This is a genomic window from Microbacterium sp. NPDC076895, from assembly GCF_040687115.1.
Lineage (GTDB): Bacteria > Actinomycetota > Actinomycetes > Actinomycetales > Microbacteriaceae > Microbacterium.
Genome location: NZ_JBFBMQ010000004.1, coordinates 35,360 through 58,199 on the forward strand (window position 1 = coordinate 35,360; position 22,840 = coordinate 58,199).

Genomic DNA, 22,840 nt, shown 5'->3' on the forward strand with positions numbered 1-22,840 from the left:
TAGATTCTGCAAGACACCCCAACTGCGAGAGGCGTAGACGTGAGCGAGTATTCGTGGTTCGACTTCAACCGGGTCGACTTCGTCACCGCGGACACCCACTTCAGCCACGCTCGGATCAGCGAGCTTGCGGGGCGCCCGTTTGCGACCGTCGAGGAGATGAACACCCAACTCATCCGCCGCTGGAACGAGACGGTCGGCCCGACCGATGTGGTGCTGCACCTCGGCGACGTCGCGCTGGGGCCGATCGAAGAATCGATCGGTCTGACCGCGCAGCTGCACGGCCGCCGATACCTGGTGCCCGGCAATCACGACCGCGTCTCGCCAGCAACCCAGTCCAGGAAGGCGATCGAACGGTTCGCGCCCCTCTACGAGGCGGCCAGGTGGACGATACTGCCGGAGGTCATCGAAGGCACCCGGCGCGGGTATCGGATCCTCGCCTCCCACTACCCGTACAAGGGCGACTCCCAGGAGTCGGACCGGCACACCACGCACCGACCCCGCTGGGACGACGGGATCCCGCTGCTACACGGCCACACCCACGCCCGCGACCACGGCCCAAACGGACACCAGTTCCACGTCGGCGTCGACGCCCACGCATACACACCCGTACCGTTCACCATCATCGACACGTGGATCCGCGGCCTGCCGGATGTCGAGCCGTGGCTCGATGTGGCGATCCGTGAGGCCCGTCGGCTCATCGCGGACTTCGACGCCAGCGAAACCTCGAACTCCGACGCGCTGTTCTACGTGATGGGCTACAACGAGCTACGGGTCACGCTGGAAGAACTCCTCGGCGCACTCGACTCCTCCCACCCCGACTCGCCCCCGAACATCGCCTAGAGGTCGGACTGCCGCATCGGCATATCCCGCGCGACCGTGGGGGTGAACAATTCGCCCGCGGCGGGACCGGATCGGAGGGTGCGCGGTTCCCGTCGGAAGCGGATCCATCCGCGGCGCCGCCAGTGCACCATCGTCAGATACCGCAGCGACGCCGACGACCACGCCTCCTGATGCACCGCGGCGTCGGGATCATGCGCGGCGAGCTCGGCGAACACTTCCCGGAAGCTCGGCGACTGACCGTGTTCGCGCGCGAAGCGGTGAATGAACCTCACGGCGCGACGCGCCCACACCGGCGCCGTCTCGTCAGCAGTGAGCTGCGTGAACAGCGGCGCGAGGTGCGATGCCGACCACGGCTTGGCCTCCCAGCCAGATACGCTCCACGTCACGAGGCAACTTCTCCCCGGCTGTCATCCCAGACGATCCGCCGCCGAGCTCAGCCCTAAGCACGGGCGTCATCGGAAGTGTGCTCCGCCACAGCGGGAGGCGCCAGCTTCTCGCTCGGATCGCGCGGCGAGGCTGAACCCGGCAAAGGCGCCGCCTCGATGACTGCTTGCAGCGCCGCGGTGTACTTCTCTCCCGTCACCCTCATGCGTTTCCGGGTAGAGTGCTGCAGTCGCCGGGAGGTTCGCTTCTTCTCAGTCATCATGACGTCCTTGGCTTGTCTGGCATTGGCGTGCTCGTCGAAGACTCGGCCGGAATGTTGAGGTCCGGTTCGCGCTTTCCCCGCTGGCGGACGGTGATGCCGGCGAGGTGTAGGTGGCGGTTGATGGTCATCTCGCTGCATCCGGCGAGGTGCGCGATCTGCGCCATGGTCCGCTTCTGCGTCTCATAGTGATCGCGCAGCCAGTCAGGATCGAGGGTGAAGGCGGGGGGTCGTCCTCGACGCGTCGGGGTACCGACGTCGGCGAGGATGCGACCCACGGTCTGCCGGGACACGTTCGTGTCCGCGGCGATCTCATAGGTCGACGCACCCGCCGCGTACGCCCGTACCAACTCCCCTGGCGGCAAGGTTGCGGTGACCGCGGCCCGCGCTGGACGGCTGGGCGGCCATAACGCCGGGCCGAGCTGACCATCATCCGCCGAGGTCATGGCGACGAATGGGGGGATCCAGGTGATTGGCTCGTCGATGCCGTTGGCGGCCAGGAACTCGGCGGCGACCTGTTCGAGCCGTGCCCGCACCGCCTGCGGCAGCTCTTCGATGAAGCGGGCGACGGTGTGCGAGGTGACTCCCGCTGCGTCCAACCCCGCCGGGCGCGTCCGAAGCGGGTTCCCGGACAGCATCCGGTACAGGAATGCGCGAGCCAGACGCCATCGTCGTCCACTACCGGGAGACACGCCCACCGCCCGGCACACTTCCTGCCATTGGGATTCGGGGAGGATCCCGGTGTAGTCGAGGTCGCGCCGGCGGGCGTAGTCGATGGGCACGTGGTGGGTGTCTAGGAACGTGGTCAGCCGGAGGATCGCGTGCAGAGTGTCGACGTCGTGTGAGCTGCGACCGAGGTCACGCATCACATGAGTGACCTGCCGGGCCGGTGCATGTGGGTCGAGCAGCGCGAGGGCTGCGGAGTGTGTGAGCCTTGTGCCGGTGAACACCACCGCCGCCGCGAGAGCCGACGCCGCGATCTCGTTTCCGACCCGTTGCGGCGCGTATCGGGTGACCCACTCGCCCCACAACTGTGCGGGCACCTCCCGGGCCCGTTCGGTCGGGCTCATCCCGGACGGGGGCGCGGACTGCAGGAACACCGTGGGCCGACGACGACGACCCAGCGCTGCCGCGATCAGGGTCTGCAGCTGCGGCGTCTGACCGGCGTAGGAGGTGCTGACGGCAACGCGACCGGTCATCAGGGTCACCGCCCGGTCCGGATCCTCCAGCGCAGCGACGGCGATCGCGGCGGCAACAGCACCGTCTGCAGCCTTCGTCGGTCCCGCCCATGACCATTCCGATTTCTCCTTGCGCGCACGCGTGAGGAGCTCGGCATCCAGCTTCGGCACCTCGATGCGGTCACCTTTGGACAGTGCGACTCCTGCCGTTCGGGTGAGGAGCCGGATGTCCTCGAGCACGGTGACGGCCGGTTGAGGGGCGTGCTCGTAGATCCCGAACCGTCCCTGCCCTGTGGCCAGGATCTGCATCATGCGGCGTTGCGCGTGCAGCACCGCATCCGGAGCGGCGATACGTTCCGTGTTCGTCGTGAGGTCGGTGCGGCAGCGGCTGGCGATCGGTCCCGTGCCGGCACCCTTGAGGGGATTGTGGCAGTGGCCGGGCTGAGGGATGCCGGCGAGCGGGTGCCCGGTGCGGCGGGGCGGCCGGCCACACTCGGGGCACTCGTCCGCAAGGATCCGCCGGTGACGGACGCACGCGAAGGTGAACGGGAACTGCCATGACATCCGCCACCTGCCTCCGGAGTCGGCAAGACACTCCGGGCAGTAGCGGCCGGCCGTCCCTCCGACCGGGCATCGGGAGCTGATTCTTCCTTGCCGGGTGTATCGGATTGCGTGGCGCGCGAACCGCATCCTCGTCATCTCCTGGAACTGCACTGCTGGGACTCCCGTCGACTGCTCCAGCCGTTGCGCCTGCCGATCCGTCAACTCGGTCGCCCATTGGCTTGCCATCCACGATGTCGCCGACACTGCCCTGCCATCGCGTTGCTCGATCAGCCCGAGCGCGCACCCCATCTCCGCGATCGTCGCACGGTTGGCGGCCGCCAACGCTTCCACCCACGAATCGAACGGCTCATCCGGCAGCGGACGAACCCGGAACGGGAGGACACGCACCTCGTCGGTCATGTCGCCCATCAGGCGGCCGGCTTCTCTTCCGCGGGCTGCTGCTTCGCTGCTGCTTTGGCGCGACGCCGTTCCCGAAGCGCGGCCTCCTGCTTGTCGAGGCGGGCCTCGAGTTCGCCGCGCTCCGTCTCCGCGCCCTCATCGATGCGGATGTCGTCGAGCAGCGCCCGGTCGATGCTTTCCTGGCCGGTGCGAATGGCGCGGGACGCTCCACGACGGATCAGGTCCATCAGCGACCCGATATTGCCGGTGGTGCGGGCGAACAGGTAGCGGGACATATCGACGAGCATCCCGTCGCGGGAATCGGCAAGCACGAGCGCCTGTTCGATGTGCCAGAGCAGGCTGCACCAATCGTCGCGGGTGTGCTTGGTGCGCAGGCTGTACGGGTCGAGGCTCAGCACCGTCCACCGCCGGAACGTCTGCGCCATCGCCGCCTCCTTGCCTACCGCTCCCTCACCGACGAGACCGCGTTCACGCAGCGCGACGCCGGCGAACAGGAACGTGGCGCTGTACTCGTTGGACAGCCACTTCAACTGATTCGCGACCTCCACCCCGTCACGGGTACGCATGCTGAGGAAGTGCAGGTCATCGATGATCACCAGGCGGGTGTCGTGCCGTTCGATGCAGTCCGCCGCGGCACGTGCGAGGTCCCTGCCTGCCATCGACCGGTGGAGGATGCCGGCTGTTGCGGGGTGTGCGTAGAACCCGAGGATCATCATGTGCAGGCCCTTGATCGTCAACCTGCCCGGCACCGTGATGTGGCACACCGGAAGATGCGGGACGTCGCGATCCGCGTCGAGGTACTCACCGATCTCGGCGATCCGCTGCCGGTGGAAGTCCCGCCCGAACGTGTTCACCACCGTCGACTTCCCCAACGCCGGTGGGGCATCCAATGCGGCGGCCGACTTGACCCGGTCGGAGTCCTGCAGGTTGCTGTCGAGGATGTCGGCCAGCTGGGTGTGCACGCCATGCACCTGACGGGTGCGCAGCAGGATGTTCGCGTGCCACGCCCGCCGCTCAGCGTCGTATCGTGCCTGCGCGCCCGGGTCGAGCGCGTCGAGCTGATCCACGGTCAGTGTCTCGGGCTGTTCGCGGGGTGGCCGCTCGGCGAAGTCCTTCCACCCCTCATATGTGGACAGGCTCCGCTGACGCCGGTCGAGAGTCGGCGCGGTTGCGGTTGCGGGTGCGGCTGCTGCAGCGGTCATCGGATCATCTCCATCGGCTCGAAGTGATAGTCGGATCGGATCGTGGGTTCGTCGACGTCGTCCTCGTCGTCGTCATCACCACCCTCCGGCACGTTGACGCGCCGGCGCGGATCGCGCACCGAGCCCGTCAGCTCGTCTGCGAGCTCGGCGGCGGGAGCGAGCTCAGCGTCGAGGAGCCGCTGGATCGACCGCAACGACCACACCCCGTCCGGGTCAGGCTCACGGTCGTTGAGGCGCGCGGCCGTCCGTGCACTCATCCGCCGTTCAGACGGGGTGAGCGCCCGGCCGGCACCCCAGTCCTCCAGCAGCTGCGCGGCGACGTCGTCGACCTGTGAAGGGCGGCCCTGCTTGATGGCGATCTTCTTCGCGTACTCGAGCGCGTCCAGACTGAACGGGGTGTCGAACGCGTCTTTGTGCTCCCACTCGAGGGTGTGCCAGGTGCGGTCCTCCGGGTCGTGGAAGTAGATCTTGGTCAAGTCATCCGGGTTCACCACGAACGGCCACTCCGTGCCCTTGTCCCGGTGGATCGACCGGGCACGGTTGCGGTACTTCGCGACCGACTCGCCGGTGTAGCGGAGCTTGTGGATCTCCACCCCGTAGTGATTGAACTGGCGCTTCACGACAGGCAGGAGTTCCAGCAGCACGTTTCGGTCAGTGGGCATCCGCAGTGCCCCCGCCACGGCGAGCCCCTGGTCGTACCTCTGCGCGGGGCTCATCTTCACGCCAGGCAGGTTCGGATCGGCGAGAGACTCGTGGGGTCGGAGATGGTAGACCGTCGCGATCCACTCGCGGATGATCTGCTCCAGCTGCGGGACGGTGTACACCGCCTCTCCTTCCACGTCGTCACCGCGACCGGACACATCGGCGCCCTTGTAGCCGGGGAGTTCCTGCAAGAGAGAGTCAAGAGTGCGGAAGAACCGCTCCACGGGGCTCTTGTCGGTCGGCTGGTAGATGCGGGCGGGTTGGATCGAAACGCCCAGGCGCGCGCATGCCGTGGTGACATGCTCGGAGAGGAATGGGCGGCCGTGGTCGATGACGATCGTCTCCGGCAGGATCCCCGCCCGGGTGAAGCGGGCCACATCGGTGCGGGCGGGGTCGACGAGAACCGTGTCGGGGACCCCGTGGTACGGCCAGCGGGCCGTCGTTGCCCAGTTCTTGGGGGTGTCAAAGGGCTGCATCGCTTCGGCGAGGACACCGGACACGTCGATGGATTTCGTCGACCCCGGCGTCAGCCTCAACCCGAGAATGCACCTCGAGTACAGGTCGATCGCGACCGTGAGGTCCGCGCACACCCACTTCCCGGTGACGGGCGCGACCGCGAACACGTTCAGCGGGGTGGTGTCCAGGAGGACGAACTCGCCCGGGCGAGTCGCAGTCAGCCGGCCGTAGGGGGCGGGCGGGCGGTTGGCGATCGACCGCTTGGCCTTCGTCGACCCGGCGAAGGTTCCCCGGCCTCGAGTGAGCTCGCCCAGCGCCCGGTACCCGCTGGCGGTCGACGGGAGCGGGACGACGTCGGGGCCGTGGAGTCGCTCGGTGCGTGCTCGGATCCGGGCGAGGATGATCTTCTTTTGCACCTTGGATTGATCGTCCTGCTCGTCGAGGACGGTTCGAGCGGCGTCAACCCAGCGCGGATCGAAGTTCGTCAGCGCCAGTCCCGTGCGCGACATGCGAGTGTCGACCAGAGCGGCCTCGCCGGTGTCCCGGTAGCGGGCCACCCACCGTTCCAGCGTCCGCAGCCCGACGTCGAGTTCCTTGGCTTTGGCCTTCTGTCGTTCCCGCAGCGGACGTTGCGGGTGATACTCCAGTCGAGGTTCTCCCTCACGGGCGATCTCCCGGCTTCCCGACTTGTACCCGGTGAGCACCTCACGAACATGGTCGGCGCGGTCGTGGGCGGTGGCCTGCGCGGACTCCGTCGCATCCGACCACACAAGCATCAACGGCTGCGACTCCTCGTCGTCACCCAGCCTTCCTGGGATGTGAGCCTTGCCGCCTTCCGAAGCGGGCCGCAGCACGTCGATCATCCGCAGCCGACGGGTGCTCCCTCTCGCGGTGCGGACGATGACGGCGCCGTCGCCGATCTCCGCGACGGTGCACATCTCCCCGTCGTAGGCGAGTTGTGCGCCCGGAGTGATTTTCCATGTGTTCCTCATCTGGACTTCCTCTCTGATGGTCACGCGACACGTCGGCGGCCAGGAAGGTCGCTCAGCATGTCGTCGATCACGCGGAACATGGACTCCACGGCGGACTTGGAGCCGGCACCGGAGGTCGCCGCGATCTCGGGGATCCCCATGCGTGCACACACACGGCGTAGGTCATGGCCGGTGGTCTTGCCCGCACTGGCAGAACCATGGGTTCCTTCCTCGACCGCCCGAAGGACGACGTCGATGGCGAGGTGTCGGGTGCAATGGGTGCGCTGATCCTGGGCGATGACCGTGCCTCCCAGAACGCGGCGGACGACGAAGGAGTCACGGTGGTGCGAGAACGTCAGGCCGCGGCGCAGGTCGTTGGGGTTCATTCGGGCTCCAAGAGGCTGGTGGTGCTCAGTGGCTGGCTCAGGTCCGTGCGCAGCTGCCGCGTCCACAGCAGGTGCAGCACAAGGGAGCGGGCGAACCTAATGTCGCCCGTGATCGGGGTGACGGCTCGCACCGCCTCACCGAGCGTCTGTGGCGTCAGAACCTCCTCGGCCGCGGCTACGACCTCGGCGTTCCGGAACTGGAACCCGCGCCGATAGCCGGCGAGGAACTGCACGTTGGCCAGCAGCACCGGGTCAGGTTCGGACTGCACCCGGTACTCCCAGCCGTGGCCCTCGACCACCCGACGCGACCACGCCAGCGAATCGCGCACCTTCGGGCGTGACAGCCTCTCCGCCGGCTTCACATCGACCACGCATGCCGACTCATCGGCGTGAAAGAACAGATAGTCCGGGACGTGGCGGCGGGCAGTTCCGCGGTCGTCACCTTCGACCAGAAACGGCTGTGACAGGATCCACACCACTCGCGGGTCGAAGTCCGCCAACAGGAGGTTCACGTACTCCAGCCGCGACTCGTACCCGACCGGCGCCTCCATCGTCGCCGACCAGTACGAGCCAGAGAAGTGCCGCTGCTTGCGATGCCAGCGGAACTCGCGCCAGGGGATCGCTGTGTCGAACTGTCGGAGACGGACATCTTCCAGAGCAACGACGTCGACCTGATCATCCGGTCTGCGGATCCGGATCGTCGACGCCGGCCCGGTCACAGTCCCGACACTCCCCGGTGCGAGAACAGGCTTGAGCCAGATTCAGAGCTGGGCTGGTCTGTGAACATGCGGCCATCATGGCCGCTCACTCGCGCACGCATCCATGCACGAAACCACCACGATTACGTAAGTCACGTGATACCGAATCGCTCTTGTGATCTGAGCAATTCCGTACTACGTGACGTACGTTCTAATGAATGTCACATTCACTGTACCCTCGAAACGGGCAGAATCAAGTTGTGTATGTGAGATAGACAACATAGGGAAGGAAGTCGCCTCAGAATCTCCTTCGCGCGAGTGCCCGACGTCGGCCACCTGTGCGAAACTCGGGGCATGACGATAGTGGAGCCGATCGCACCAGAGGAGTCGCGCCTGTTCTTCGGCAACAGCTACATGAACGCTGTCGTCATCGAGATCGCGGCCCTCGAAGGCGACACCTTCTCGCCCAAGCAGATCGTCACAGCAACCGGTCTGCTGGGAAGCATCGTCCACCCGCTCATCCACAAGCTGCGCGATGCGCACTTCCTCGAGTTCGTCGGCAGGGTCCCCGGCGAGCGGACCCTGCTGTATCGGGTGCGCGACAACTACTGGTGGGAAGCCGCCCGTCGCTACGCTCAGGACCGCCGTGCGGCGGATGATGAGCGGAACGCGTCTTAGCGGCGTCTCGACCCGACGGAGTCGACCGCAAGATCGCTGAGCAGTCAGTCGCGCGGTCGGCACTCCGCCGGCAAGAGAGGCAATCGGCACGCGACTACGCTGATCGAGTGCTGATATCGGATCGTGCCGTTACTGAACTGGGTGAATCCGCCCAGCGCGGAAAGCGATTTGCACCGATTCGTGAACGAGAACTCGACCCCGCCCTCCGATCTCTCGCACTTCGCCTGCCTGGAGCTGACAAGGGTCTGGTCCTGGCTCCCGAGTTCCGCGGTGCACGAGGAGTCGTGGACCTGTTGGCTGTCACCCGCGTGGGAGATCGATTCGCAGAACGAATCGCCGAGGGCATCCCGTTCGTCACCTCTGAAGCCGACAGCGCGCTGCTCGCCCGACTCTCACCCCGTGCGACACGAACGTCCGAGCATCTGGCGGGCGCGCTCGGGACGACAGGGCGCCAGGCCCGGAGCCGCCTGCAAGCACTATCTCGCGCAGGCGCCGCGCAGCAATTCGGCGGAGGCTACCGTCGGCGGGATGGTCTCGAGCCGATCGGGCGCGCGTACGCACTCGAAGCCAAGGTTGGTGACTGGAGAAGGGGTCTGTCACAGGCCTTCCGCTACGCATCCTGGGCAGACGCCGTCGGCGTGGTGCTCTTAGAGCGCCCGGCAGACTTGCAGGCGGTTAAGTCTCAGTTCAAGGCTATGCGGATCGGACTCGCGATCGGTGACTCCTGGTTCGTCCGACCACTGATCGGGCACCCAGACCCGGGCCGTCGCCTCGCACTGTCGGAGCAACTCGCGAGCGACATCGCTTCGACGGGGTCGTGAACAGAAGAAGCTATAGCCCCTCGCCCGCGGCGTAGGCGGCGACAACCCCGTCCGGGTCTTCGCACCACGCCCGCTTGTCCTGCTGGCGAATGACCCGTGGCACATTCTGCATGATCTCTTCAAACGCGCCAGCAGCCGCCGCGTAGCGAGCGCGCATCGCGGCGACTCGATCCCGCCGATCGTTGATCGAGGCCACGGAACGAACGACACCGGTGAGCTGGGCGAGATGATGCACCCGCTCGACATTGTCACTTGGCGGCATCGGGCCGCCTCGGATCGCCGACGCGCGTACCGGGTTCCACCGTTCCACGGCTTCCGCCATATCGCGACGAAGTACCGCGTGCAGCCCACCCTGTGTGACATACGAGGCCGGAATCCGAGGGCCCGGGTTCGAGTCGATGCGAAATGTCTGAGGATCGAAGTACCGTTGTCCCCTGTCCCAACCGCTCCCGAGGGTATCCGCACCAGCAGCGATTGCCGGCAACCCGACATAGTCCGAGTGCGCCAGAATCACTCGCGAACGCAGCGAGAGGGAGTGAATGGTTCGCGCCAGACCAACGTGGGCGTCCGTGTTGCTGAAGTCTGGAACCCCATCTATCAAAACCTGGTTCGCTAGAGTGAGCACCCAGTTCGGTGCTCGAAGCCCGGCAAGCGTCCCTACGAAAGCATCCAACTCTGGTCCGGCTGCCCAGAAGCTGTGTGTCCCCGCTAGTGATTGCCACGCCATCGGGTCGAGACCCCGCGCCAGACTCGCAGTCTCGAGCACTTGATTAGCCTCGGGGGAGCTCGGTGAGCTCAGGACCAGCGTTGGCGTAAGGAGCGGGACTCCGAGTCCAGTCTGATACCCGAAGACTCGCTCTACGTGCTCAAGACGCATCGCAGGCGTGTCCAGTCCTCGTCCCGCACCACCCCAGAGCTCCCACTCGTCGTAGAAGTCGGTGCGATTCGTCGTGGGCAGTTGTCGAGCGTGTGTCATCGCGTCGAACAGAACCTCACCGCCGACACTGCGGACATCATCAGCGACCTCACGGACGTTTGGATGCCGTGGTTTCGAGATCCGCGGGGTGGAGAACGGAGTGAGGACCGCTCCCGCCGCGTGGCCACCTCGGACGGCATCGACCGTCCAAGATCGATGCCCGATCCGCCGCCCATCGTGAATCAGAACCCCAGCCACTAGATGCCTCCCCGCATCGATCGCACAGCTTCGAGAAGTTCGTCGCCGTCAAGGAACCGTCGGGCCGCCTGTCGACTCAGGCACCGGTCGACCAATCGAACGAGCTCGTCTGAAATGTCAGCTCGGGCCGCGCGAACTGACGGCGCCTGATCGTGAGCAAGCCGTCGATAGTAGTCCGGATCATCATGTGCGTAGGGGATCGGGAGCTCGGTCGTAAGCGCGCAGTAGAGAAGCACGCCGACGGAGAATATGTCGCTTGCCGGGATGGCACGTCCCCCGGGAACGTGCTCTGGCGACATCCATCCGAAGCTTCCGGGTTGCATAAACCCCGTTAAGGCCGCCCTGGCAAGGTGACGGGCGAGTCCCGGATCCATGACCACGTACCGGCCTGTGGGAAGGCATCGAATGTTCCGGGGCGACAAGTCGCGGTGCACGACCTCCTGTTCATGACAGGCCTCAAGCGCGATGGCAAGGTCCTCAGCAAGGGTCCACACGTCACTCTCGTCCCACGGCGAAGTCAGATGGTGATCGAGGTCATCTCCCTCGAGACGCTCTTCCACCCAGCAGACTGCGTCGGGTGAATCGCCGATCTCAACGGCGTCGGTCAGAACCTTAACCACGGCGATCGAGTCCACTGCAGCCAACAGTTCCACCTCGCGATGCGCGCGCTCGAGCATCATCAAACCGTTCGGGCCTGGCGGGATCAGCACGATCTTCACAATGGCGGACTGGCTACCGAAGTCGGCGGTCGCCACGATCTTCTGCCCGCCGGATCCAATGGGCTTCACGTTGCTCAGTCCGAGCGCGCCCTCCACGGCCGTCATCAGTTCAGCAAGACCCAAACGCCCACTCCTCTTCATCGAGTCGTCGACGCGGTCGCCGACCTATCATCCACACGGGCGCTGCGCCTCGCATCGTTCTCACACAAGTGGCGGAACCGCCATTTGCCCGCCACTTCACTTGAGAATCCGCCATCTTCGCCGAGAACCTACACCTACCCGAAGTCGCCGGGGGCCATGTCGGCGAAGCGCGAGTAATGGCCCTGGAATGCGACGGTGATCGTGTCGGTGGGTCCGTTACGGTGCTTGGCGACGATCAGGTCGGCCTCGCCAGCGCGGGGTGAGTCCTTCTCGTAGGCCGCTTCACGGTGCAGCAGCACGACCATGTCGGCATCCTGCTCGATCGAACCCGATTCACGCAGGTCAGACAGCGCCGGCTTCTTGTCGGCACGCTGCTCGGGACCACGGTTCAGCTGCGACAACGCGATCACGGGAACCCCGAGTTCCTTGGCGAGCAGCTTCAGCGCACGGGAGAATTCCGAGACCTCCTGCTGACGCGACTCGACCCGCTTGCCGCTTGTCATGAGCTGCAGGTAGTCGATGACGACCATCTTCAGGCCGGCGCGCTGCTTGAGTCGGCGGCACTTTGCCCGGATCTCGACGAGGGTCATGTTCGGGCTGTCGTCGATGTAGAGCGGTGCCTCATTGATGCGGCCTCGGGTGGCGGCGATCGTCGTCCAGTCGCGGGAGTCGAGCGTGCCCTTGCGCATGTTCTGCAGCGGCACGGCGCCCTCGGCACTCATGAGGCGCATGGCGATCTCGCTGCGCCCCATTTCGAGTGAGAAGAAGATCGTCGGCATGTTGTTCTTGATCGCCGCGGCCCGCGCGAAGTCGAGGGCGAGCGTCGACTTACCCATCGCGGGACGAGCGGCGATGATGATCATCTGGCCGGGGTGCAACCCGTTCGTGAGCTGATCGAGACCGCTGAAGCCCGTCGGGATGCCGGTCATCTTGCCATCGCGGCCCCGGGCCGCCTCGATCTCTTCGAGTGCGGCATCGACCGCGGTCTCGAGCGGCACATAGTCTTCGGCTGCCTCGGCGCCGGTGACCGAGTAGATCTCCGCCTGCGCGGAGTTGACGAGGTCTACGGCTTCGCCCTGCCCGGCGTATCCCATTTGGACGATGCGGGTACCGGCCTCGACGAGACGACGCAGGAGCGCGCGCTCCGCGACGATCGACGCGTAATAGGCGGCGTTGGCGGCGGTAGGGACGATCGAGGTGAGCGTGTGCAGATAGTCGGCGCCGCCGGCGCGCTGCAGTTCACCCGTCTTGATGAGCTCGTCGGTGACCGTGATGACATCGGTCGGCTCACCGTGCGAGTAGAGCGTGAGGATCGCCTCGAAGATCAGTTCGTGCTTGGGGATGTAGAAGTCAGCGCCGCGCAGGGTCTCGATGACATCGGCGACGGCATCCTTCGACAGCAGCATGCCGCCGAGTGCGCTCTGCTCGGCGAGGATGTCGTGCGGCGGAGTGCGCTCGTGCTCACGGGGTCCGCCGAGCCGATCCTCCGAGATGTCCGCAATCGACATGTATCCCCCTTCACTGTGATGACGTCAACCGTCGTGCGTTCACTGCCCGCGACTCGCTGGGGCGAGCGTTCGGGCTGGTTGCCGAGGCCGTACAGCTATCCGGTTTCCGCGCCGAATGCGGATCGCCTCCCCACCGGGCAGGACCACGCTAGGGATGGGGTCCGACACCCGCAACACAGCCTGTGGATAACTTTGTGGAGAAGATGCGGGAAACGCCGTGGAGCTTGTGAGAAGTGCCTGTGGACAAAGCCTGGGGGTCTACGGAAATGGGCATGCGAATATCCACGTGATCTGGGTTTTGTTTTACGCACAGATTGTGGACAAGGTTGTGGTTGAACCTGGGATTGAAGGTTCGCTTCGGGACCGTCCACTGTGTACAAACGGCGGGGATTCTCCTACCAGGGACCCCGCGAACGTGCAAGTAGGACGAGCAAAGGGCGAAACGTCCTGCAGGGGCAACGGGGATTGTGCTTCACGCGAATCGGCGTCTGATCCCGCGCAAATCGTGCGTTCAATGACCGGCTGTTCGGGGAGCGGAGGCGAACGATGGACACGCATCCTCAGCGGATGACGTCGGCGTCACCGCGACACTGGTCGCCCGACGCCCTGCACGCCGCTGACGCAGAAGGGCGGATGCTGCAGACTGCGTGTCTGCGGCATCCGCCCTTCGGGGCGTCTCGCGATTACTTCGCGGCGACGACCTGCAGCGTGATCACGGCGGTCACGTCGTCGCGCAGACGGATCGTGGCCTCGTGCTCGCCGACCGACTTGATCGGCGACGTGATGTGGATCTTGCGCTTGTCGAGGTCACCAAAACCGGCGGCCTTGACAGCGTCCGCGACATCCGCGGGCTTGACCGAACCGAACAGGCGGCCTTCGGCGCCAGCCTTGATGGCGAGCTTGACCTTGTTCGACTCGAGGTTCTGCTTGAGCGAAACAGCCTCTTCGTGGTCGTGGATCGCACGAGCCTCGCGTGCAGCGCGGATCGAGGCGACCTGCTTCTCGCCACCGCGGCTCCAGGCCACGGCGAATCCCTGCGGGATGAGGTAGTTACGGGCGTACCCGTCCTTGACCTCGACAACGTCACCGGCGCTACCGAGCCCGGCGACCTCGTTCGTGAGAATGAGCTTCGACATGGGGACTCCTTAGCGGCCAGCGCCGGCGTAAGGCAGGAGCGCCATTTCGCGCGCGTTCTTGATCGCGCGGGCGATCAGACGCTGCTCCTGCACCGAAACACCGGTGATACGACGGGCGCGGATCTTGCCGCGCTCCGAGATGAACTTGCGGAGGGTTGCGACATCCTTGTAGTCGATGACGCCGACCCGGATTGCCTTTGCCGGTGCTACCGGCTTGCCGCCCTTGCGCGGCTTGCGGCGATCGCCGCTTGACTTTCCAGCCATGGGATTTCCTTACGTGTGAACGGATGCCGCGGCATCCGTAGTGCTTAGAACGGGGTGTCGTCGCCGTAGCTGCCGGGGGCAGCCCAAGCGTCGGCGTTCGAGGAACCGGGGGTCGACCAGGGCTCGTCGGCAACCTGACCGCGGGACTGGCTACCGCCACCGCCGCCACCGCTGCTCGCGGCGCGCGTGACCTGAGCTGTCGCGTAACGCAGCGACGGGCCGATCTCGTCGACCTCCAGCTCGATGGCGGTGCGGTTGTTGCCTTCGCGGTCCTGGTAGCTGCGCTGCTTGAGGCGCCCGGTCGCGATGACGCGGGAGCCCTTGGTCAGCGAGCCGGCGACGTGCTCGGCGAAGTCACGCCAGACGCTCGCGCGAAGGAACAGCGCTTCGCCGTCCTTCCACTCATTGGCCTGACGGTCGAAAGTGCGCGGCGTCGATGCGATCGTGAAGTTCGCGACCGGAAGCCCGTTCTGCGTGTAGCGCAGCTCGGGATCAGCCGTGAGGTTGCCCACAACGGTGATGACGGTTTCGCCGGCCATGACGATTACGCCTTCGCAGCCCGAGCCGGTGCGGCAGCCTTGCGGGCCGCCTTCTCTTCGGCGCGCTTTGCCTCCGACGCGACCATCGCAATGGCCTCCTCGGCACGCAGCACCTTGGTGCGCATGATCTGCTCGTTCAGCTTGAGCTGACGGTCGAGCTCCTGTGCGGCATCGCTGGTCGAGGTGAAGTTGACGACGGCGTAGATGCCCTCGGTCTTCTTCTGGATCTCGTAAGCCAGGCGACGGCGGCCCCAGACATCGACGTTCTCAATCGAGCCACCATCGTTGGTGATGACTGCGAGGAACTTGTCGAGGGTCGTGGGGACCTGGCGCTCGTCGATCTCAGGGTTGATGATCACCATGAGTTCGTACTGGTGTGTGTGCGTCACTGACCCACCTCCTTCGGACTAGAACGGCTGTCGGGCATTTCCCGACAGCAGGAGGGTGTGTGCACGTGTCCGGACTGATTCCGCATGAGCGGATGCCGGACAACCTTCACAGTGTATCGGATGCGGCATCCGCGGCCCAACCGGCCGTTCTCCGCTGCCGGTGCGGCCCGGGTCTCAGGCGCGGCGTCCGGGCGTCTCGCCCCGCATCCGCATCACCAGTGCGTGCAGTGGGCTGGTCAGGAACAGCAGGAACATCCACCAGTAGTTGAGCGTCGGGACGATGAGCATCATGAGGAGGGCGACGGTGAAGAGCGCCGTGATGATGACACCGACGATCAGCCCTTCCCGGAGCCGCGACGGCTTCTCGCGGTGCAGCTCGGGGTGATGGATGAGGTAGACGCGCGTCAGGGTCAGCACCAGGCTCGTGACGATGAGCGAACCGACGTACAAGAGCTTTTCGATCGGGTCCGGCTCGAATGTGCTGGTGATCGCCGTGGCCACAGGGAGCCACACGATCGTGAACATCCACAGGATGGTCAGCCACAGCAGGGCCTGGTTCACACGCTCGACCTTCGCGAACATGCGGTGGTGGGTGATCCAGAAGTTGGCGATGAGCACGAAGCTCAGCATGAAGGTGAGCAGGCTCGGCCACTCCGCAGCCACCCAAGCTCCCGCCCCCGACTCGGTGGCGTCGGTCACACTGTCCATGAGCGGCAGGATCAGCAGCGTCATGGCGATCGCCACGACGGCATCCGTGAAGGCCTTCAGCCGTTCCGCAGAGGGCATCTCGGCATCCGCCGCCCGCTGCTCATCGGCAGCGCGAGACTCGGCATCCGTCATGCCGACACCGTACTACCCCGCCGCCCCCGCCATATCGCCGAGCGGAGGTCGGGCGCCCGCATCAGGCCGTGGGGCCGAGGCCGAAGTACTCGAGTTCGGCGTCGTTCAGCATCCGGGAGCGGATGATGAACCTCTTACCCGTCGGGCTCTCGACGCTGAACCCCGCGCCGCGGCCCGGGACCACGTCCACCGTCAGGTGCGTGTACTTCCAGTACTCGAACTGTGACTGCGACATGAAGAACTCGATCGGATCGATCCCGTCGATCTCGAGGATGCCGAGCTTCACGTCGCTGGGACCGGTCAGGAACATCCCGACCGGGTAACACATGGGTGCGCTGCCGTCGCAGCATCCGCCCGACTGGTGGAACATGAGGGCGCCGTGCTGCCCGGCGAGTTCCCGCAGCAGCGCTGCAGCCTCGTCGGTGACCGCGACACGCTCGTACGTGCCGATGCTGACCATGGTGTCTCCTTGATCGAAGTGGCCGGTGCCGAACGCAGGATAAACAGGGGCCGGCTGCGTGATTCAGCGGCCGGATGGCCGTTTGATCCTGCATTCGGGACGTGGGGCGACACCCCTGATGGATGCCGCCCCGACGGTGCCGGTTTAGAAGAAGCCCATCGGGCCTTCGGCGTAGGAGACCAGGAGGTTCTTGGTCTGCTGGTAGTGGTCGAGCATCTTCAGGTGGTTCTCGCGACCGATCCCCGACTGCTTGTAACCACCGAACGCGGCGTGTGCCGGGTACTGGTGGTACGTGTTCGTCCACACGCGGCCCGCCTCGATCGCGCGGCCGGCGCGGTAGGCGGTGTCGCCCGAGCGGCTCCACACCCCGGCGCCGAGGCCATAGAGCGTGTCATTGGCGATGTGGATGGCGTCATCGAACCCGTCGAACGAGGTGACCGAGACGACCGGGCCGAAGATCTCCTCCTGGAAGATCCGCATGTCGTTCGTGCCCTCGAACACGGTCGGCGCGACGTAGTAGCCGCCGCTCAGGTCACCGCCGAGGTCGACCCGCTCGCCACCGGCGAGCAGCTTGGCCCCGCCATCCTTGCCGATCTGGATGTACGACAAGATCTTCTCGAGCTGGTCGTTGGATGCCTGCGCCCCGATCATGGTGGCCGGGTCCAGCGGGTTGCCCTGGATGATCTTGCCGACTCGCTCCAGGCCGTCGCCGAGGAACTGGTCGTAGATCGAGCGCTGGATGAGTGCGCGCGAGGGGCAGGTGCAGACCTCGCCCTGGTTGAGGGCGAAGAACGTGAAGCCTTCGAGCGCCTTGTCGTAGTAGTCGTCGTGGCGTTCGCGGGCGACATCCTCGAAGAAGACGTTGGCGCTCTTGCCACCGAGCTCGAGGGTGACCGGGATGAGGTTCTGCGACGCGTACTGCATGATCAGGCGCCCGGTCGTGGTCTCACCCGTGAACGCGACCTTGCGGATGCCCTTGTGCTGCGCGAGCGGAGCCCCCGCCTCGATGCCGAAGCCGTTGACGATGTTCACCACGCCCGCCGGCAACAGGTCACCGATGAGATCGAACAGGAACAGGATCGACGCCGGCGTCTGCTCGGCAGGCTTGAGCACGACGCAGTTGCCGGCAGCGAGCGCGGGCGCAAGCTTCCAGGTCGCCATGAGGATCGGGAAGTTCCACGGGATGATCTGGCCGACCACACCGAGGGGCTCGTTGAAGTGGTACGCGACGGTGTCTTCGTCGATCTGGCTCAGCGACCCCTCCTGGGCACGCAGCACGCCGGCGAAGTAGCGGAAGTGATCGATCGCGAGGGGGATGTCGGCGGCCAGCGTCTCGCGGACGGGCTTGCCGTTTTCCCATGTTTCGGCGACGGCGATGGCCTCGAGGTTCGCCTCCATGCGGTCGGCGATCTTGTTGAGGATCACCGCGCGCTCTGCGGGGGTGGTGCGCTTCCAGCTCTGGAAGGCCTTCCAGGCCACATCCACTGCCCGGTCGATGTCTTCCACGGTGCCGCGGCCGACCTCGCAGAAGGGCTTGCCGGTGACGGGGGTGATGTTCTCGAAGTACTGGCCCTTGATCGGTTCGACGAACTCGCCGCCGATGTAGTGGCCGTATCGGGGACGGTAGGTGGCAACGGACCCGCGCTCGCCCGGCGCGGCGTAGACGCTCGAAACGCCCTCTTCGACGATGGTCATGCTGAGTCTCCTTCGACTGCGTCGCGACGGCCGTCGTCGCGATGGGTCGACGCTAGGTGAGGCAACGTTGCATTCCGTTGCACGGGGCTCACGGCATCCGTTGCACGTGAAACACCCCAGGCGAGTTGCACTTCATTCAGCCGAGTTGTCCCTTATCCAGCCGAGTTGTCCTGACCTGGGCACACCAACTCGGCAAGACGAACACCAACTCGGCGGGGAACGCGTCAGGGGTCGACGCGCTCAAGACGGTCGATGCGCGCGACCAAGCCGGCCCGCTTCGGAGACCTGGCAGGGAGCATGGACAGGCACAGGCGAAGCACCTCGACGTCGTCGGCTCCGGCATCCGTGTCAGCGAAGGCGAGGAGCACATCCAGGCTGGCCTCTGCCAGCATCGCTTCGCGCAGGGTCACCCGGACGGTATCGCGGAACTCCTCGACGCCGGGGGCCGCCGAGTCGGGGAGCACATCGCCGCGATAAGCCGCGAGCGCAACCCGGTGCGCGCCGCGATCAAGGAGCGAAAGCAGCTGATGCGCATCGGTCTCGAGCGGCACCGTGAGCCGGTAGGGCCGGGATTCCGGCGCGAGCGACGGCGCGATCCGCTCGAGAACCTTGCGCAGCCGAACCATCTCGGCCCGCAGCGTCGTTCCCGCATCAGGATCGCCGTACACGAGTTCACCGAGGGATTCGGCCGAGACGCCCTGGCGATGGGTCGCGAGGCACAGCAGGATCTCGGCGTGCCGCGTTGTCAGCTCACTCACCCGCAGGTGTCCGTCTGAGAGGGTCTCGAGCAGGGCGCGGTCTCGGCCGAGCACGCGAAGGGTCGCCACGACGGATGCCGAAGCCGGCCGGGCCCGCCGGGGTTTGGGTGTGTCGACCTCAACCCCGTCCGCGGCAGCGCGCGGGCCGGAAGCCCGCTCCCGCAGACGAGAGAGCAGCAGCTCACCCTCGACGGCACGGGCTGTCGCATCCACCAGCAGCTGCGCTTGGGCCGACGCGGCAGGGTCGCCTCCGGTCACGTCGATGACCCCGAGAAGGCGGCGGGTCTCGGGGTCGTGCACTGGCGCCGCGGTACATGACCAGGGCTGCACGAGCCGGTTGAAGTGCTCGGCGCCGCGGATCTGCACCGAACGATCCAGGGCGAGGGCGGTTCCCGGCGCCGCCGTGCCGACTGCCTTCTCCGACCAGTCGGCTCCGGGCACGAAGCCCATATCGCCGGTGAGGGATCGCAACGTGCGGTCGCCCTCGACCCACAGCAGCCGTCCCGCGGCATCTCCGATCGCGACGATCACCCCCGATTCCTCGGCGGCTCCCGGGATCAGCAGTCCCCGGATCATGTCCATGACAGAACCGAGCGGATGCTGCGCCCGAAGCAGCTCGAGTTCTTCGGCGCTCAGGGCGAGCGGGGGAAGACCCTCGACGCCCACACGTCCGTCGCGCGAACGCCGCCAGCTCTCGCGCACGACGCCCCGCACGTCGCCGACCCGCGCATCAGTATCGTTGCCGAGCACGAACTCCTCGCGGGCGCGCTCGATGATCAGCCTCGAGGCGTCGGGGGTGGTACCCGACCCGGGGGACCACGGCGAGGGCATGGGGACTCCGATCGGCACTGATCGTGATGGGCGCGGGCGTCTGTGCGCGCCGGTGCGGTCCAGTGTAGGCGCGGCGGCGGCCGGTGTCGCCGGGTAGCGTGGCTGCGTGCGGATCACGGTACTTTCGGGCGGCGTCGGCGGGGCTCGTTTCGTGAGCGGAGTGCGCGGGTGGGCGCGGCGGGATGCCGCGGCGCAGGGCCTTCCCGACGACGACGCTCACGACATCCGCGTGGTCGTGAACACCGGAGACGACTGGTGGCTAGCGGGCCTGCGGATCGCGCCCGACCACGACTCACTGCTGTATTCGCTGAGCGGTCAGAACGACCAGGACCGGGGATGGGGTCGGCGCGACGAGACCGAGCGAGTCGCCTCGGAGCTTCAGGCCTGGGGGGTGACACCCGACTGGTTCACCCTCGGTGACCTCGACCTCGGCGTGCACATCGCGCGCACCGCCTGGCTTCGAAGCGGGGTGCCGCTCAGCGAGGTCTACCGCCGGCTCGGGACGCGCTGGCCTCTCGGAGCGACGCTCCTTCCGGCGACCGAGGACGAGATCGACACCCACGTGCACACCGCCGACGGTCAGCGCATGCACTTTCAGGAATGGTGGACCCGGCACCGTGCCACAATCCCGGCGGTGCGCTTCGAGAACGACGGAATCGAGACGGCGCGACCGGCCGCCGGGGCCCTCGAAGCCATCGCTGATGCCGACGTGATCCTGATCGCCCCCTCGAACCCCGTCGTTTCGATCGGGCCGATCCTCGGCATTCCGGGGATGCGCGACGCGCTCCGAACGGCATCCGCTCCGGTTGTCGGGGTCGCGCCGGTCATCGGCGGCAGGGTCGTACGCGGTATGGCCGATGCCTGCCTCACGGCGATCGGAGTCGACACGGATGCCGCCGCCATCGCCCGCCACTATGCAGCTCGGGGCGCGGATGCAGCTCGGGGCGCGCAGGGCGTCTTGGATGGCTGGCTCGTCGCGGAGGAAGACGCGGCATCCGTCGATGGACTCGCCGTGGACGGCATCCCGACCCGCGCGGTTCCGCTGTGGATGCGGGATGCCGACACGTCGGCCGCCCTGGCCGGCGACGCCATCGCGCTCGCGCGCGACCTGCGCTGACGCCCCATCGCCCCTTCCGCTGTCACAGACTGCGACTCGCGGGGCTCGGAATCAGCGTTCTGTGACAGTCGAACCGTGGGGGTTTTGACCCGGGGGTCAGCCCCGCGCTGACCACCACTCGCGCAGGCGCTTCTCGGCCTCGGCCTCGCCGAGCACTCCCTCATCCAGCCGCAGGTCAAGCAAGAACCGGTAAGCCTCGCCGACCTCGCGGCCGGGACCGATACCCAGCACCTCCTGGATCCGGTTCCCGTCGAGCTCGGGGCGCATCGCGTCGAGCTCCTCCTGCGCGGCAAGTTCAGCGATCCGTCGCTCGATGTCGTCATACGCGGATGCCAGACGCGCTGCCTTGCGCTTGTTACGGGTCGTGACATCGGCGCGGGTGAGGATGTGGAGGCGCTCGAGCTCGTCACCGGCGTCCCGCACATACCGGCGCACTGCGGAGTCGGTCCACGCCCCTTCGGCGTACCCGAAGAACCGCAGATGCAGCTCGATGAGCGTCGTGATCGTGTCGATCGTCGCTGCATCGAACCGCAGTTCCTTCAGGCGCTTTCGCGCCATCCGCGCGCCCTTGATGTCGTGGTGGTGAAAGGTCACCCCGCCCCCGGGCTCGAGGCGACGCGTGGCCGGCTTGCCGATGTCGTGCAGCAGCGCAGCAAGCCGCAGCGGCACGTCGGGTGCGGCACCGGGGTGCCGCTCGTGCTCGAGCTCTATCGCCTGGCGCACGACGGTCAGTGAGTGCTCGTAGACATCCTTGTGATGGTGATGCTCGTCGATCTCAAGCCGCAGCGCCGGAACCTCGGGCAGGAACTGCTCCATGAGACCCGTCTCGACCAGCAGACGGATGCCGCGCAACGGGTCATCGGCTTGCATGAGCCGCACGAGCTCACCGTGAATGCGCTCGGCGCTGACGATCTGAATGCTCTCGCGCAACCGGTGCATCGCCGAGATGGTGTCGGCATCGACCTCGAACTCCAGCTGGGAGGCGAAGCGGGCGGCGCGCAGCATCCGAAGCGGATCGTCACCGAAACTCACATCGGGATCGGCCGGTGTTCGCAGCCGCTCGGAGAGGAGATCCTCCACTCCGCCGGAGGGATCGACGAGCTTCTGTGACGGAACCCGCAGCGCCATGGCGTTGACGGTGAAATCCCGCCGCACGAGATCGCCCTCAAGCGTGTCACCGAACTCGACAGTCGGCTTGCGGGTCACACCGTCGTAGCTGTCAGCGCGATAGGTCGTGATCTCGACCTGTTCAGCACCTCCAACGGGAAGCGCAATCCGCGCCCCGATCGTGCCGAAATCCCGCCCGATATCCCAGTGCGCCGTGCTCAACGGCGCAACAATGCGCAGGATGTCGTCGGGTCGCGCATTCGTCGTGAAGTCGAGATCGTGCGTGGTTCGTCCCAGCAGCGCATCGCGCACGGGACCGCCGACGATCGCCAGCTCGAAGCCCGCCTCCTCGAAGGCCGCCGCAACGGCAGCGACGACGGGAGAGGTGGCAAGGGCGCCCAGGCGCGCGACACCCTCAGCCATGTTCAGCATGGCTCCGAGCCTACCGGTGGGTGTTCGGTCGCCCGCGGCGTCCTGGAGTCCGCTGCGGCGTCCTGGAGCCCGCTGCGCTGTCCGGGAGTCCGCTGCGCGGTCCGGGAGTCCGCTGCGCGGTCCGGGAGTCCGCTGCGCGGGGTGCGGGTCAGGGGGACATGCCCTCGCCGACTCCGTCGGCTCCCGCCAGAC

At 66.4% G+C, this 22,840-nt stretch carries 22 protein-coding genes; 4 read left to right on the forward strand and 18 right to left on the reverse strand.

Going from position 1 to position 22,840, the window contains the following annotated elements; translation table 11 throughout:
* Positions 1 to 39: 39 nt before the first annotated feature.
* A complete protein-coding gene (locus AB0O89_RS04570) occupies positions 40 to 840 on the forward strand; it encodes a metallophosphoesterase (protein ID WP_363494633.1) in 801 nt (266 codons plus the stop codon).
* Here AB0O89_RS04570 and AB0O89_RS04575 read toward each other — a convergent pair.
* The 6 genes from AB0O89_RS04575 to AB0O89_RS04600 all read right to left on the reverse strand — a co-directional run bounded on the left by AB0O89_RS04575 (position 837) and on the right by AB0O89_RS04600 (position 8,060).
* Complete coding sequence (locus tag AB0O89_RS04575; protein ID WP_363494635.1) at positions 837 to 1,226, reverse strand: hypothetical protein; 390 nt, start codon at positions 1,224 to 1,226, stop codon at positions 837 to 839. The genes AB0O89_RS04570 and AB0O89_RS04575 overlap by 4 nt on opposite strands.
* A 256-nt stretch (positions 1,227 to 1,482) precedes the next feature.
* Positions 1,483 to 3,633 carry a TniQ family protein gene (locus tag AB0O89_RS04580; RefSeq protein ID WP_363494637.1) on the reverse strand — a complete coding sequence of 717 codons (2,151 nt, stop codon included), beginning with the start codon at positions 3,631 to 3,633 and terminating at the stop codon, positions 1,483 to 1,485.
* Positions 3,633 to 4,826, reverse strand: a complete 1,194-nt coding sequence (locus AB0O89_RS04585; RefSeq protein ID WP_363494639.1) for a TniB family NTP-binding protein — start codon at positions 4,824 to 4,826, stop codon at positions 3,633 to 3,635. The genes AB0O89_RS04580 and AB0O89_RS04585 overlap by 1 nt, the downstream gene beginning before the upstream one ends.
* Positions 4,823 to 6,976, reverse strand: coding sequence for an integrase (locus tag AB0O89_RS04590; protein ID WP_363494641.1), 2,154 nt, complete (start codon positions 6,974 to 6,976; stop codon positions 4,823 to 4,825). The genes AB0O89_RS04585 and AB0O89_RS04590 overlap by 4 nt, the downstream gene beginning before the upstream one ends.
* Positions 6,977 to 6,996: 20 nt before the next feature.
* A complete protein-coding gene (locus AB0O89_RS04595) occupies positions 6,997 to 7,341 on the reverse strand; it encodes a hypothetical protein (protein ID WP_363494643.1) in 345 nt (114 codons plus the stop codon).
* Positions 7,338 to 8,060: a TnsA-like heteromeric transposase endonuclease subunit gene (locus AB0O89_RS04600; RefSeq protein WP_363494645.1), complete on the reverse strand. Its 723-nt coding sequence runs from the start codon at positions 8,058 to 8,060 to the stop codon at positions 7,338 to 7,340. The genes AB0O89_RS04595 and AB0O89_RS04600 overlap by 4 nt, the downstream gene beginning before the upstream one ends.
* A gap of 333 nt (positions 8,061 to 8,393) precedes the next feature.
* On the opposite strand from AB0O89_RS04600, the gene AB0O89_RS04605 reads away from it, so the two are divergent.
* Together AB0O89_RS04605 and AB0O89_RS04610 are read left to right on the forward strand one after the other, a co-directional pair.
* The gene (locus tag AB0O89_RS04605) at positions 8,394 to 8,717 is read left to right on the forward strand and encodes a hypothetical protein (RefSeq protein WP_363494647.1); all 324 of its coding nucleotides are present in this window, start codon (positions 8,394 to 8,396) and stop codon (positions 8,715 to 8,717) included.
* Between the two features lie 107 nt (positions 8,718 to 8,824).
* A complete protein-coding gene (locus tag AB0O89_RS04610) occupies positions 8,825 to 9,538 on the forward strand; it encodes a hypothetical protein (protein WP_363494649.1) in 714 nt (237 codons plus the stop codon).
* A 10-nt stretch (positions 9,539 to 9,548) separates the two neighbouring features.
* On the opposite strand, the gene AB0O89_RS04615 is transcribed toward AB0O89_RS04610, so the two are convergent.
* From AB0O89_RS04615 to AB0O89_RS04665, 11 genes are all read right to left on the reverse strand, one after another.
* Positions 9,549 to 9,860, reverse strand: a complete 312-nt coding sequence (locus AB0O89_RS04615) for a hypothetical protein (protein WP_363494651.1) — start codon at positions 9,858 to 9,860, stop codon at positions 9,549 to 9,551.
* An 851-nt stretch (positions 9,861 to 10,711) separates the two neighbouring features.
* Complete coding sequence (locus AB0O89_RS04620; protein ID WP_363494653.1) at positions 10,712 to 11,536, reverse strand: serine/threonine-protein kinase; 825 nt, start codon at positions 11,534 to 11,536, stop codon at positions 10,712 to 10,714.
* A 170-nt stretch (positions 11,537 to 11,706) separates the two neighbouring features.
* Positions 11,707 to 13,080, reverse strand: coding sequence for a replicative DNA helicase (gene dnaB / locus AB0O89_RS04625; protein ID WP_228179190.1), 1,374 nt, complete (start codon positions 13,078 to 13,080; stop codon positions 11,707 to 11,709).
* 683 nt (positions 13,081 to 13,763) lie between these two features.
* On the reverse strand, positions 13,764 to 14,216 hold the full coding sequence (rplI, locus tag AB0O89_RS04630) for a 50S ribosomal protein L9 (RefSeq protein WP_228179191.1): 453 nt from the start codon (positions 14,214 to 14,216) through the stop codon (positions 13,764 to 13,766).
* 9 nt (positions 14,217 to 14,225) lie between these two features.
* Positions 14,226 to 14,480, reverse strand: a complete 255-nt coding sequence (rpsR, locus tag AB0O89_RS04635; RefSeq protein ID WP_195692622.1) for a 30S ribosomal protein S18 — start codon at positions 14,478 to 14,480, stop codon at positions 14,226 to 14,228.
* 44 nt (positions 14,481 to 14,524) lie between these two features.
* Positions 14,525 to 15,019 carry a single-stranded DNA-binding protein gene (locus AB0O89_RS04640; RefSeq protein ID WP_228179192.1) on the reverse strand — a complete coding sequence of 165 codons (495 nt, stop codon included), beginning with the start codon at positions 15,017 to 15,019 and terminating at the stop codon, positions 14,525 to 14,527.
* 5 nt (positions 15,020 to 15,024) lie between these two features.
* Entirely contained in the window at positions 15,025 to 15,381 is a 357-nt protein-coding gene (gene rpsF, locus AB0O89_RS04645; RefSeq protein WP_228179254.1) for a 30S ribosomal protein S6, read from the reverse strand.
* A gap of 201 nt (positions 15,382 to 15,582) precedes the next feature.
* Entirely contained in the window at positions 15,583 to 16,248 is a 666-nt protein-coding gene (locus AB0O89_RS04650; RefSeq protein WP_363494656.1) for a TMEM175 family protein, read from the reverse strand.
* Between the two features lie 61 nt (positions 16,249 to 16,309).
* Complete coding sequence (locus tag AB0O89_RS04655; protein WP_363494658.1) at positions 16,310 to 16,708, reverse strand: DUF779 domain-containing protein; 399 nt, start codon at positions 16,706 to 16,708, stop codon at positions 16,310 to 16,312.
* Positions 16,709 to 16,852: 144 nt separating this feature from the next.
* Complete coding sequence (locus tag AB0O89_RS04660) at positions 16,853 to 18,403, reverse strand: aldehyde dehydrogenase family protein (protein WP_363494660.1); 1,551 nt, start codon at positions 18,401 to 18,403, stop codon at positions 16,853 to 16,855.
* Between the two features lie 224 nt (positions 18,404 to 18,627).
* On the reverse strand, positions 18,628 to 19,992 hold the full coding sequence (locus tag AB0O89_RS04665) for a GAF domain-containing protein (RefSeq protein ID WP_228179196.1): 1,365 nt from the start codon (positions 19,990 to 19,992) through the stop codon (positions 18,628 to 18,630).
* 106 nt (positions 19,993 to 20,098) lie between these two features.
* Here AB0O89_RS04665 and cofD point away from each other — a divergent pair, with 106 nt between their 5' ends.
* Complete coding sequence (gene cofD, locus AB0O89_RS04670) at positions 20,099 to 21,109, forward strand: 2-phospho-L-lactate transferase (protein ID WP_363494663.1); 1,011 nt, start codon at positions 20,099 to 20,101, stop codon at positions 21,107 to 21,109.
* A 96-nt stretch (positions 21,110 to 21,205) separates the two neighbouring features.
* Here cofD and AB0O89_RS04675 read toward each other — a convergent pair whose 3' ends face one another.
* Positions 21,206 to 22,648, reverse strand: a complete 1,443-nt coding sequence (locus AB0O89_RS04675; protein ID WP_363494665.1) for a CCA tRNA nucleotidyltransferase — start codon at positions 22,646 to 22,648, stop codon at positions 21,206 to 21,208.
* Positions 22,649 to 22,840 lie beyond the last annotated feature (192 nt).